Here is a 13,900-nt window from a genome sequence, read left to right on the forward strand (position 1 = left end):
ATGCGTACCTGGAATTCAATTTTTGGCATAATAGCGCTTTGTGGCATTGGAAATGTAGCTTTTGCACAATATCCGGTAATCCCGGAGGCTATGGAAAATAAAGCCGATTCGCTTTTAAAAAGTATTGAAGAAAAATCTGAACTGCAATTTTTAAAAGTAAAACACATTGTAGATGAAGAAGCCAAACATGGTAAACCTTATATTCCATGGGCAGCAAAACCAGGCGATTTGCCGCAGGCTAAAACAGTGGCCTTTCCGGGTGCTGAAGGTGGTGGTGCTTATTCTTTTGGTGGCCGCGGTGGAAAAGTTTACGTGATAACCAGTCTCGAAGATTCAGGCAGCGGAACTTTACGCGAGGCCTGCGAGCAAGGTGGTGCCAGAATTATTGTTTTTAATGTTTCGGGGATTATCAAATTAAAAACGCCACTGATTATCCGTGCACCTTATATTACCATTGCTGGTCAAAGCGCACCTGGCGATGGGATCTGTGTAGCTGGCGAATCGGTTTGGATCAATACTCACGATGTAGTGATCCGTTATATGCGTTTCCGTCGGGGAGCAACCGATGTTACCCGTAGGGATGATGCCATTGGCGGAAATCCTGTCGGAAACATCATCATCGATCACGTTTCGGCAAGTTGGGGGTTGGATGAAAACATGTCGATTTATCGCCATGTTTACGATCCAAAAGACGGTTCCAAACCTGTAAAATTGCCTACGGTAAACGTTACCATACAGAATTCGATCTTTTCTGAAGCTTTAGATACCTATAACCATGCTTTTGGAAGTACAATTGGTGGTTTGAATTCAACTTTCATGCGTAACCTTTGGGCATCAAATATCAGCCGGAATCCATCTGTTGGGATGTATGGTGATTTTGGTTTTGCCAATAATGTGATTTTTAACTGGTGGAACAGAAGTGCTGATGGTGGCGATAATGCTTCATTTTATAGTTTCATCAACAACTATTATAAACCAGGACCGATTACACCTGCAGGAGAACCGATTTCTTATCGTATCTTAAAACCTGAATCGGGTAGAGATAAAAAGTTTGCCAACGAATTTGGCAAGGCTTATATAACCGGAAATATTATAGAAGGAAACGAAAAAGTAACCAACAACAATTGGGATGGTGGCGTTCAGCCTGAAAGCAAAAGAGATAAGCAAAAGTTGTTAGATTCGATGAAAGTGGATAAACCTTTGCCAATGGCGAAAATTTCCATCATTGATACCAAAAAAGCTTATGATTATGTTTTGGCCAATGCCGGTGCATCTTTACCGGTTAGAGATGCTATTGATCAACGCATCATCCGGCAGGTAACCACTGGTAAAATTGATCATGTTGAGGATGGGAAACTTCCAGCTCAACAAAGTTATGTAAAACGCCGCTTACCTGCTGATTCATACAAAAAGGGAATCATTTCCGATATTGCACAAGTGGGCGGGTATCCTGAATATAAAGGAAAACCTTATGTAGATACCGATAACGATGGTATGCCAGATGCCTGGGAAACAAAAAATGGATTAAACCCTAAAGACGCTAAGGATGCCTCAAAAATTTCGAAATCAGGCTATGCCAATATCGAAGTTTATTTGAATAGTTTGGTGGATATCAATAAAGTGAGACCTTAAGAAAGGAGAAAGACCAAAGTTGAAAGCGAAAAGGCTTGGCAGTCGTATAGCAATTTTGCTTTTCGGCTGTCGTCATGCTGAATTTATTTCAGCATCTATCTTGCAATAAAGACCCTGACCTGTAGCGAAGCGGAAAGCTACGCAGTAAAATGAATTCAGGGTGACGCGTGTTTGTAGAAAGTTGATTAAAAAAATATCAATGCCAAAAACTAACCATATATTAAAAACCATACAACTAAAAACCTTACCGATTTTGGTAATGGCGCTTTTAGCCACTAACTTTTCATTTGCCCAAAAAACAAAACCGGTAGCGCCGCCAAAACCTATCTTCAAAGGGAAGGATGGCAAAATGGCTTATACATCTGATGCGGAGGGCAACCGGATACCCGATTTTTCCTATGCTGGTTACATGGCAGGCGAAAAAGCCATTCCAAATGCAACAATTAAGGTAGTTGTTCCTGTTTCAAAGGGCGATGCCACCTTAAGGATTCAGTCAGCAATTAATTATGTTTCGAAATTACCCCTAGGTAAAGATGGATTACGTGGCGCCGTTTTATTAGAAAAAGGAACTTACGAAGTTACCGGAACATTAAGGTTGTCGGCATCTGGTGTGGTGCTCCGCGGAAGTGGAATGGACGAAAATGGCACTAAGATTTTTGCAACGGGTTTAGACCGGATTGGTGTAATCAGGATTTTAGGCAACAAAAATAGGATAGAAGAACAGGCAATCGTGGTTACTGATACTTATGTACCCGTTAATGCAAATAAAATTACGCTGGCTAATGCCAATGGATTTAAAGTGGGTGATCAGATCCTCATTAACAGGCCTTCAACCAAAGAATGGATCGAAACCCTTAAAACGGTCGAATTTGGTGGTGGAGAAAGTGCTTTGGGCTGGAAAACAGGAACAAGAGATATTCATTGGGATAGAAAAATTATCGCCGTAAACGGCAATACAATAACTTTCGATGTGCCAATTACAACAGCTTTAGATGCTAAATATGGTGGCGCAACGGTTTCAAAATATAAATGGGATGGAAGAATTGCGCAATCTGGCGTTGAAAACCTGAAAATCGAATCAGATTATCATAAAGAAAATATTAAAGACGAGTATCACCGTTGGACAGCTATCTGTTTAGAAAACGTACAAGATGCCTGGGTTCGTCAGGTGGTTTTTGAGCATTTTGCAGGTTCTGCAGTAAATGTTTTAGAAACTTCAAAAAGGATTACTGTTGAAGATTGTAAATCGTTAACCCCAATTTCCGAAATCGGTGGTGAGCGCCGTTTTACCTTTTTAACTACTGGTCAGCAAACACTTTTCCAAAGGTTATACTCAGAATATGGTTACCATGATTTTGCTGTTGGCTTTTGCGCTCCAGGCCCCAATGTTTTTGTGCAGTGTCAGTCTTATTTGCCTTTCAGTTTTAGCGGCGCAATTGATAGCTGGGCATCGGGCGTTTTATTTGATATCGTAAACATCGACGGACAAGCTTTAAGTTATTTAAACCGCGGACAAGATGGACAAGGTGCAGGCTGGAGTGCTGCAAACAGTGTATTCTGGCAATGTAGTGCCGCAAGGGTTGATAATTTTCAGCCGCCAACAGCTCAAAACTGGGCTTTTGGAACCTGGTCTCAATTCGCCGGAAACGGTTATTGGGATATGTCGAACGAACAGATCCAGCCACGAAGTTTATATTATGCCCAACTAAAAGATAGATTGGGAAGTGAGGTGGATAACAGGAATTTTGTGTTACCTGTTGAAACGGAAGCATCAAGCAGTCCGCCTGTAGATGTAGCATTAAAACTAACCAAATTGGCTTACAAACCTGCCTTAACCGTTTCAGAATATATTGATGCGGCATCTGACAGGAATAAAATCCCGTCAGATGCCGGTTCGGCAAAAAACATTGATAAGATCGGCTTAGATAAAGTTGTTCAACCTGTTCTTGCAGATGCGATGGGCATCAAAAATGGTTGGTTGGTTCGTGGCAGCGAAATCGTTCTCGGCGGTCGTCAGGATGTGCCCTGGTGGAACGGAAGTGCCCGTCCGCATGGACTAAAAAATACCAAGTTCCATATCACACGTTTCGTTCCCGGTCGTTCCGGTAATGGTTTAACAGATGATCTGGATTCAATGACCGATGCCATGAAAAACGGTCAGGTTAAAGTGCTAGATCACAATTATGGCCTTTGGTACGATAGAAGAAGAGATGACCATGAGCGCATCCGCCGTATGGATGGCGAAGTTTGGGCACCTTTTTATGAATTGCCTTTCGCTCGTAGCGGACAAGATAAAGCCTGGGATGGTTTGAGCAAATATGACATTACCAAATACAACCTTTGGTATTGGGATAGGTTAAAGCAATTTGCTAATCTGGCTGATCAAAAAGGCTTGGTTTTAATCCACGAGAACTATTTTCAACACAACATTATCGAGGCCGGGGCGCATTATGCCGATTTTCCTTGGCGTACCGCAAACAACATAAACAACACAGGTTTCCCTGAACCTGTACCATATGCTGGCGACAAGCGTATTTTTATGGCCGAGCAGTTTTACGATATCAGCAACGAACACCGCAAGGCGATCCATAAAGCTTATATCCGAAAATGTTTAGAGAATTTTGATGGAAACACAGGCGTTATCCAATTAATTGGTGCCGAATTTACTGGTCCGTTGCACTTTGTTCAGTTCTGGATCGACACCATAAAGGAATGGGAAAAAGAAACAGGTAAACATCCGATTATCGGCTTAAGTGTAACTAAAGATGTGCAGGATGCCATTTTAGCAGATCCAAACCGTGCTGTTGTTGTCGACCTGATTGATATCAGGTACTGGCATTACCAGGCCGATGGAACCGCCTACGCACCACAAGGTGGCTTAAGTTTGGCACCCCGTCAGCATGCACGTTTGTTAAAACCTAAAAAAACCTCTTTTGAAGAAATTTACCACGCTGTATCTGAATATAAAAACAAATTCCCTGATAAGGCAGTGATTTACTCAGGAGATAGTTTTGACAGTTTCGGATGGGCTATTTTAATGGCAGGAGGTTCGCTCTCCAATGTCGATGGAATTGATGCTTCAATTTTAACTGCGGCATCTTCGATGAAACCCTTTTTACCTGCAGATAAATCTGCAAAACAATATGGTTTAGAAAACCCGGGCAAAGCTTATATTTTGTATAACGCCTCTGCTAATGCCATCAATCTCGATTTGAGCAAAGTATCTGGAAAATTCAATGTAAAAGTGCTCAACTCCAGAACAGGGAAGGTGCTTAAAGAAGAGAGAATTAATGCCGGCGCTACTGCTAAGTTAGAGAAGGTTGCATCAGGAGACGAAGTCATCATCATCAATAAAATTTAACATGAACATTAAATCTAAAATATTTCTGCTTGTTGTGGTTTCTTGCTTAGCTTTTGGCTGTAAGAAAAAACCGCATTTTGGTGATAAAAGTCTCTTGGTTTCAGAGAATGGAAGATATTTAACCACCGGTGATGGTAAACCATTCTTCTGGCTTGGCGACACTGGCTGGCTATTGTTTGGCAGGTTAACAAGAGAAGAGGCAAATACTTACCTCGAAGACCGCAAACAAAAAGGTTTTAATGTAATCCAGGTGATGTTATTACATGATGTTCCATCAAGAAATGTGTATCTGGATTCCTCAGTTGTACATGCAGATGTTTCAAAGCCGATGCTTACACCGGGCAATAACCCAAAAGATTCTTTGGCTTATGATTATTGGGACCATGTTGATTATATCGTTGATCAGGCAGCAGAAAAAGGCCTCTATATGGCATTAGTGCCTGTTTGGGGTACAAATGTTAAAGCTGGAAAAGTTAAAAAGGAGCAAGCAAAAGCTTATTCTGAGTTTTTGGCGAAACGTTATAAAGAGAAATGGAATATAATCTGGCTCAATGGTGGCGATATTAAAGGCAGCGATAAAAAAGAAGTTTGGAACACCATTGGCGAAACTTTAAGGGCAAATGATCCCAATCACCTTATTACTTTTCACCCTAGGGGAAGAACAGCCTCATCACAATGGTTTCATAATGAAAAATGGTGCGATTTTGATATGGTTCAATCTGGTCACCGCCGATATGATCAGGATACCTCTAAAAATGAGAAATTACATTATGGAGAAGATAACTGGAAATACATTGAAGCCGATTATAAACTGAAACCAACTAAGCCGACAATTGATGGTGAGCCTTCTTATGAGGATATTCCTCAAGGTTTGCACGATACTCTCCAACCACGTTGGACAGATAGTGATGTAAGAAGATATGGTTACTGGTCGGTTTTTGCGGGTGCTTTTGGCTACACTTATGGCCATAATTCGGTGATGCAGATGTATAAAAAAACAGATTTAAAGCCTGCTTATGGTCCTAAAGACCAATGGATAACGGCTATAAATGCTCCGGGTGCAAAACAAATGCAATATTTAAAAGATCTGATGTTATCCCATTCCTATTTCGACCGCGTACCCGACCAGACTTTGGTTGCAGGTAAAAACGGCGAAAAGTACGATCGGATTCTTGCCACAAGAGGTGAAGACTTTGCGATGTTGTACACCTATACGGGGCACAATTTTAGTGTTCAGATGGGCAAAATCGATGGTGATGAAGTAAAAGCATCATGGTTTGATCCAAGAACAGGAAAAATTACGCCAATTGGAGAATTTGAAAATAAAGGAATAAAAGAATTTAACCCACCAGGCGAACCTGCAAATGGTAATGATTGGGTGTTAGTGTTGGAGGAGATATAAATAGTTAGGTCGTCATTCCCAACTTGATTGGGAATCGTAATGCTTTGGCTATTGTTTGTGTATTAAGATTCCCGCCTGCGCGGGAATGACGATCACTAATGAATAAAAATAACGAAAGAATAAAAACAGTGTTTAAACCCAATTCCATATCATCATTTCGCTTAGCTATAATTGGCCTGCTGCTTTGTGGCTTAGCATCCTGCACAAAACAGGCTTATATATTTACTTCTTTCCATGAGCCAGCAAACGAAGGTTTAAGGCTTTTATACAGCTATGACGCCTATCACTGGACAGATTTGAATAAAACTTTCCTAAAACCAACAGTTGGAACGCAGAAAGTTTTACGCGATCCATCAATTGTCCAAGGCCCGGATGGAACCTTTCATTTGGTCTGGACCTGTAGTTGGAAAGGCGATAAAGGTTTCGGTTACGCAAGTTCGAAAGACCTGATCAACTGGAGTGCGCAAAAGTTTCTTCCGGCAATGGAAAGTGAGCCAAAAACGGTAAATGTCTGGGCACCGGAAATTTTTTATGATAACGAGAAAAAAGAATATATAATCATCTGGGCTTCAACAATACCGTTCCACTTTGCTAAAGGAATAGAAGAAGAGGAGAATAACCACAGGATGTATAGTATTACAACCAAAGATTTTGAGACTTTCTCAAAGCCAAAACTGTTTCTCGACCCTGGTTTTAGTGTAATTGATGCAGTTATTGTGAAACGGGCAATCAAAGACTATGTACTGGTTTTAAAAGATAATACCCGCCCAAATAGGAATTTAAAAGTTGCTTTTGCAATGGATGTTTTAGGTCCTTATGAAAATGTTTCTGACACTTTTAGTCCGAAATTAACGGAGGGACCAACGGTTGTAAAAGCTGGAAAGGATTGGTTGATTTATTTTGATGCCTACGGACAAAAGATTTATTCAGCTTATAAAACAGTCGATTTTAAGTCTTTTAAAGATGTAACTGCGGAGGTTTCAATCCCCGAAGGACATAAACATGGAACAATTATAAAAGTGAAAAGGAAAGTGATTGAGAGATTGAAGAATGATAGATAAGTTTTTAATACGGTCGTCATGCTGAATTTATTTCAGCATCTATTGGAAAGGTCATAAAGACTCTGAAATAAATTCAGAGTGACGAACGAAAAGAAAGAACATAATAACATGAAAATATTTAAAATACTTTGTTTAAGCTTACCATTGGCATTTGCAGGGTCAACCTCGCAGGCGCAGGATACAGTGCGTTATACAGGCAAAACCTTGGTAAACGCAGATTATCATCATGGCCAGCTTTCGCCGGTGATGGGCGTACACAGTATCCAAACTTTCAGGGCAAACAGAGAACACCCAGAATTGGCCGAAAACTTTGGTTGGACTTATAACCATGCGCCGATGTTGGCTTATTGGAACAACAAATTTTACATCGAATATTTGAGCGATAAAGTTGGTGAAAGCATCCCACCAGGACAAACATTATTACAGTCCTCAGAAGATGGCTACACCTGGACTAAACCAGATGTTGTTTTTCCGATTTACAGGATTCCTGATGGAACCACAAAAGAGGGTAGAACTGATGTAGCGAAAGATTTAGATGCTGTGATGCATCAACGCATGGGCTTTTATGTTTCTACTAAAAACGTGTTCCTGGTTTTAGGTTTTTACGCCATCAGTTTTGATGCTAAAGACGACCCGAACGATGGTCATGGAATTGGCAGGGCTGTAAGAGAAATTCAGGCTGATGGAAAATATGGCCCAATTTATTTCATCCATTACAATCCGGGTTATTCGGAGAAAAACACCAAATATCCATTGTATACGAGAAGTAAAAGTAAAGCTTTTATTGAGGCTTGTAACGAGTTATTAGCTAATAAATTAATGACCCAGCAATGGAATGAAGAGGCGGACAGAAAAGATCCATTGATCACTTTACAGAAACAATATAAAGCATTCAGCTACTATCATTTACCTGATGGAAGAGTGGTTGGGTTATGGAAAAACGCCTTAACAGCAATCAGCAATGATAACGGTAAAAGTTGGCCTGAAAACGCTTCGCGTGCACCGGGTTTTGTAAACAGCAATGCCAAAATATGGGGACAAAAAACTGCTGATGGTAACTACGCGACGGTTTATAATCCATCAGAGTATAGGTGGCCTTTAGCCATTTCAACAAGCCAAAATGGGCTCGATTATACCAACCTTTTACTGGTACATGGTGAAATTACGCCAATGCGTTATGGAGGCAATTACAAATCTTACGGTCCGCAGTATGTTCGTGGTATTGAAGAAGGGAACGGAAAACCCGCGGATGGGAAGTTATGGGTAACCTACAGCATGAATAAAGAAGATATATGGGTTTCCTCAGCTCCGATACCCGTTAATGATAAGGCCACACAACATGTAAATGATGATTTTGGTAAAATATCAGCTGATAAAGCACTCGAAATGTGGAATATATACAGTCCGCTTTGGGCGCCTGTTAAAGTCGATAACGGTACTTTGGTTTTAAAAGATAAAGATCCGTTCGACTATGCGAAAGCCGAAAGATTGTTTCCTGCATCCAGAAAAATTATTGCTTCGTTTTCGGTTACGCCAAAGCAAAATGATTTCGGTTTACTGGAAATCGAATTGCAGGATGCTAAAGGAGCTGCTACCGTTCGGTTAACTTTTGATACTGCAGGAGTTTTAAGCGCAAAAGCTGGTGCACGGTATAAAAATTTCATGAAATACGAGGCAGGGAAAAATTATGATATCAAGTTGAAATTAGATGCGTTTACCCGATTTTACACCATTACTGTCAATGGAAAAGATGCATTAACCAGTTTGGCTTTCCAACCTGTTGCTGATGTTTCCAGAATTGTTTTCCGCACTGGCGATGTTCGTCGTTTCCCTGATGTAGATACACCTGCTGATCAAACCTATGATCTAAAAAATGCTGGAGAATCAGAAAAAAAAGAAGCTGTTTATTCAATTAAGTATTTAAAAACGGAGGGATTTTAGATGAGAAAGCAGTTTGGATTTACTAGGGCATTTATAAAGCGCAGCGTCATTCTCAACTTGATTGGGAACCACGAAGTGCTTATCAGAGATAATCGTAATGCTATTGGCTTTAAGATCCCCGCCTGCGCGGGAATGACGACACTAATAATTCTACTTTCTCTTTTCTCCCTCTCCACCAACGCAAAAATCCTCTTGCCTCAGATCTTATCGAGCAATATGGTTTTACAACGGGATAAACCCATCAATATCTGGGGTTTTGCATCTCCGGATGAGAAAGTTGAAGTCACTTTTGCCGGACAAAAAAAACAGACGATAACAGATAAAAATGGAAAATGGCTTCTTGTTTTAGCTCCACTCAAAACATCAGCAAAGCCGCAAACGATGTCTATCATAGGCTCAAATGAAATTATACTAACTAATATTCTGGTTGGCGAGGTTTGGGTGTGTTCAGGTCAATCCAATATGGAATATGCGATGCGCAAACTGGCTAAAATTCCTAAGCCGAAAAACGAAAAGTTGGGCTTTCCTTCTGATGAGGTTGCGAAGGCAAAAAACAGTCAGATCAGGATTTTCCTGGTTAACCGTAAAACATTAAACAAACCCGATTCGATCCACAAAAGCTGGTCTGTAGCACAAGATTCCGCTTTACGTGCTTTCTCGGCCGTAGGTTATTTCTTTGCGAAAGAAATTCAGGAAAAATTAGGTATTCCCGTAGGCATGATCTCTTCGGCCATTCCAGGCAGCGCCATTGAACCTTGGATAGCAGAAAATGCATTTGCGCAGGAGGATTACTTCAAAAACCAAAAAGTAAATAATGATCCCGGTAAATTTTATCCGACCATGATCGAGCCTTTAACGCAATTTAAAATCCGCGGATTTCTTTGGTATCAAGGCGAAACCAATTGTTTTCTGAACGAGAAAATTAGCTACGCTTACAAAATGAAAGTGCTGATCAATAGCTGGAGAAAAGCATGGAAAGAAAAAGATCTGCCGTTTTATTATGTTCAGATTGCGCCTTTCGATTATAGTAAACAAAAAAGCGATAAGGTTGTATTAACTGCCGAAACGGAACCAACTTTTTGGGAGGCGCAACAACAGCTATTACGTTTGCCCAATACGGGGATGATTTCTACATCAGATTTAAACGATAATGGGGGAGATTTACATCCAACTTATAAGTGGGAAGTAGGTAAAAGATTATCGCTTTTGGCGCTGGCAAAAACATACAACAAAGACATACCTTTTTCTGGGCCGATTTACCAGTCTGCATCCTTTAAAAACGGAAAAGCATTGCTCCATTTTACATACCTGGAATTAAACAATAAACCTATTTTAGGATTTACAATCGCGGGGAAAGACGGTAAATTCGTAAATGCTGAAGCTATCGTAAAAGACGATAAAGTGGTGGTTTCTTCAAAAGAAATTACCGAACCAGTTGCTGTGCGTTATAACTGGACAGAAAATCCATCAGGAAATTTTTATAGTAATGCTTTACCTGCATTACCTTTCAGAACCGATAATCCATTAACAAAACAATTTAAAACCAATTAATGAAACGCAGATTTATACTTTTCTTGTGTTTAACAACTATGTTTTGCTCCCTAAAAGCACAGCAAACGGAGAAATTATACCTATCAGGAACTGGAAACGACAATACCGTTAACTGGGATTTCTTCTGTACAGCTGGCGCAAATTCGGGCAAATGGACCACCATTCCAGTGCCATCAAACTGGGAATTACAAGGTTTTGGGAAATATAATTATGGTTTCAATAAAGAAGAAAATAAAGGTAAAGAACAAGGACTTTATAAGTATATATTTAAGGTTCCTACAGATTGGAAAAACCGGAAAATCAATATTGTTTTCGAGGGATCGATGACCGATACCGAGGTTAAAATCAATGGTAAATCTGCCGGAGAAATACATCAGGGTTCGTTTTATGTGTTTAGATACGATATTTCTAGATTGGTAAAACTTAGTAGCGATAATCTACTTGAGGTAAAAGTATCCAAACATTCAGCTAATCAATCGGTTAATGAAGCCGAACGCAAAGCAGATTTCTGGATTTTTGGTGGCATTTTCAGACCAGTTTACCTGGAATCTTTACCGCAAACGCATATCGATCGGATTCAGATTGATGCTAAAGCTGATGGCAATTTAAATGCTCAATTGAGTTATGCAGGTGATGCGGATAAGGTTGAAGTAGAGCTTTTAGGAAAAGATGGAAAACGTTTTGGAGATCGATTTACGACTTCAATAAAAAGAGGAAATAAAAACATACAGTTCAATCATCAGTTTTCTAACCCAGCATTATGGTCGTCAGAATTTCCAAATCTTTACACTGCAACATTCACTTTAGTTAAAAATGGCAAAGAAATCCATCAGCTTTCTAAAAAGATAGGTTTCAGAACGGTAGAAGTAAAAGAACGCGATGGTGTATATGTAAATGGGGTGAAAATGAAATTCAAAGGCGTAAACCGCCACTCTTTTTATCCATTATCAGGCCGTACTACGAGTAAAAAAATCAGCATAGCCGATGTGCTGTTAATGAAAGAAATGAACATGAATGCCGTTCGGATGTCGCATTATCCACCAGATGGACATTTCTTAGACGTTTGTGATTCGCTCGGCTTATTCGTAATGGATGAATTGGCAGGCTGGCATGGTACTTATGATACGCCTACGGGAACAAAATTGATGAAAGAAATGATGTTGAATGATGAAAATCATCCATCAATTATCTTTTGGGCAAATGGAAATGAAGGCGGGCATAACCGCGAACTTGATCATCTTTTTGCTGAAGAAGATATTCAAAAACGTCCATTAATCCACCCTTGGGAAGTTTTTAGAGGTTTCGAAACCACCCATTACCGCGAATTTAACTACGGAATCGGCAATTACGATCACGGACACAATATTCTAATGCCGACCGAATTTCTGCATGGCATGTGGGATGGCGGTCATGGTGCAGGCATTGAAGATTACTGGAATGCCATGTGGAAGAATCCACTTTCTGCAGGTGGTTTCCTTTGGGATTTTGCCGATCAGGCTGTCGTGCGTACCGATAAAAATGGCGAATTAGATACCGATGGAAATCATGGTCCTGACGGAATTGTTGGACCTTACCACGAAAAAGAAGGTAGTTTCTTTACCATTAAAGAAGTCTGGAGCCCTGTTTTTGTAGAGAAAAGAGAAATGACAGCTGGTTTTGATGGTTCGTTTATATTAGAAAACCGTTATGCATTTACCAATCTCAATCAATGTACATTCAACTGGAAATTAAAGAAATTAAAAGCAGGAACGGATGCAGCATTCAAATCGGGTAAAGCAGACGCTCCAAATATCAAACCTTTCGAAAAAGGAAAGTTAAAGATTAATCTTCCAGGCGACTGGAGGAGCTTTGATGCACTTTATCTGACCGCCAATGCACCCGATGGCAAGGAATTGTTTACCTGGAGTTTTCCGATAACACTGCCTAAAAATGATGCAGAGAAAATTGTTGTAAAAACAGGTTCTTCAAAGGTAAATATTAAAGAGGATGCGAAAGTTTATCAGGTTTCTGCCAACGGCGTAAATTTAACATTCGATAAAATAACAGGTTTACTGCAACAAGCAAAGAATGCAAGTGGTATCATCCCATTTTCAAACGGACCGATTTTGCAGGAAGGTGTAAATAATTTCAAAAACTTCACACAAAAAATGGATGGAGAGAATTTAATTATTTCATCCAAATTTGATAAAAAAGAAAGTTGGAATACTCTACAATGGACGATTTACCCATCAGGCTGGTTAAAAATGGAAGTGCAATATTTTCCATCAGATTACTTTACCACTTTCGTAGGACTGAACTTCTCTTATCCTGAATCAGAAATCAAAGCAGTTGAATATAAAGGAAACGGGCCATACCGCGTTTGGAAAAACCGAATGAAAGGCACACAGTTTGGCATTTGGAAAAAGGATTATAACAATTCAGCAACTGGTGAAGCACCTTGGCAATACCCTGAATTTAAAGGCTATTATTCAAACATGTATTGGTGTGAGTTTATTGGCAAACAACAATCGTTTAAGGTAGTTACAGATAGGGAAGATGTGTTCTTAAGGTTGTTTACACCGAAAAAATCAAAAGATACAGAATATGATAACATGAGTCCGACATTTCCAAATGGTGATATTTCATTTATGAACGCAATTTCGGCAATTGGCACAAAAACACAAAAGCCAGAAACTACAGGCCCGATGGGTATGAAGAATATTTATTACGATTTTGATAAAGCCCCAGGTAGGGCACTAAATATGACCTTGTATTTTGATTTTTCAACCAATACATCGTCATTGCGAGGAGGCACGACGAAGCAATCTTATTAATGAAATGAAATATAATAACTTAACAAAAAGATTGCTTCAGCTCGCGCAGGCCCAGCTTCGCAATGACGAATATCTTTAAAGAAGAAAGAATAGCCCGCAGATAGCGCGGATTTACGCAGATGAGAAATTATTGGTCTGC

7 protein-coding genes are annotated in these 13,900 nt (G+C 39.9%); all 7 read left to right on the plus strand.

The window, feature by feature from the left end; all coding sequences use genetic code 11:
* Positions 1-1,632 (plus strand): polysaccharide lyase, encoded by a 1,632-nt coding sequence (locus tag EYS08_RS09925; protein ID WP_131029885.1) that lies wholly within the window; start codon positions 1-3, stop codon positions 1,630-1,632.
* 199 nt (positions 1,633-1,831) lie between these two features.
* Complete coding sequence (locus EYS08_RS09930; protein ID WP_131029886.1) at positions 1,832-4,993, plus strand: DUF6298 domain-containing protein; 3,162 nt, start codon at positions 1,832-1,834, stop codon at positions 4,991-4,993.
* A 1-nt stretch (position 4,994) separates the two neighbouring features.
* Positions 4,995-6,395, plus strand: coding sequence for a glycoside hydrolase family 140 protein (locus EYS08_RS09935; protein ID WP_131029887.1), 1,401 nt, complete (start codon positions 4,995-4,997; stop codon positions 6,393-6,395).
* A 98-nt stretch (positions 6,396-6,493) separates the two neighbouring features.
* Positions 6,494-7,456 (plus strand): glycoside hydrolase family 43 protein, encoded by a 963-nt coding sequence (locus EYS08_RS09940; protein WP_131029888.1) that lies wholly within the window; start codon positions 6,494-6,496, stop codon positions 7,454-7,456.
* Positions 7,457-7,564: 108 nt separating this feature from the next.
* A complete protein-coding gene (locus EYS08_RS09945) occupies positions 7,565-9,397 on the plus strand; it encodes a sialidase/neuraminidase family protein (protein ID WP_131029889.1) in 1,833 nt (610 codons plus the stop codon).
* Between the two features lie 216 nt (positions 9,398-9,613).
* Positions 9,614-10,948: a sialate O-acetylesterase gene (locus EYS08_RS09950; protein WP_131029949.1), complete on the plus strand. Its 1,335-nt coding sequence runs from the start codon at positions 9,614-9,616 to the stop codon at positions 10,946-10,948.
* Positions 10,948-13,761 (plus strand): glycoside hydrolase family 2 protein, encoded by a 2,814-nt coding sequence (locus tag EYS08_RS09955; RefSeq protein WP_131029890.1) that lies wholly within the window; start codon positions 10,948-10,950, stop codon positions 13,759-13,761. The genes EYS08_RS09950 and EYS08_RS09955 overlap by 1 nt, the downstream gene beginning before the upstream one ends.
* The last annotated feature ends 139 nt before the right edge of the window (positions 13,762-13,900 follow it).

The sequence above is a fragment of the Pedobacter kyonggii genome, assembly GCF_004310665.1.
Classification (GTDB): Bacteria; Bacteroidota; Bacteroidia; order Sphingobacteriales; family Sphingobacteriaceae; genus Pedobacter; species Pedobacter kyonggii.

Coding starts and splice junctions, on each gene's coding strand:
- EYS08_RS09925 (WP_131029885.1), top strand. CDS start 1: ATGCGTACCTGGAATTCAATTTTTGGCATAATAGCGCTTTGTGGCATT.
- EYS08_RS09930 (WP_131029886.1), top strand. CDS start 1,832: ATGCCAAAAACTAACCATATATTAAAAACCATACAACTAAAAACCTTA.
- EYS08_RS09935 (WP_131029887.1), top strand. CDS start 4,995: ATGAACATTAAATCTAAAATATTTCTGCTTGTTGTGGTTTCTTGCTTA.
- EYS08_RS09940 (WP_131029888.1), top strand. CDS start 6,494: ATGAATAAAAATAACGAAAGAATAAAAACAGTGTTTAAACCCAATTCC.
- EYS08_RS09945 (WP_131029889.1), top strand. CDS start 7,565: ATGAAAATATTTAAAATACTTTGTTTAAGCTTACCATTGGCATTTGCA.
- EYS08_RS09950 (WP_131029949.1), top strand. CDS start 9,614: ATGGTTTTACAACGGGATAAACCCATCAATATCTGGGGTTTTGCATCT.
- EYS08_RS09955 (WP_131029890.1), top strand. CDS start 10,948: ATGAAACGCAGATTTATACTTTTCTTGTGTTTAACAACTATGTTTTGC.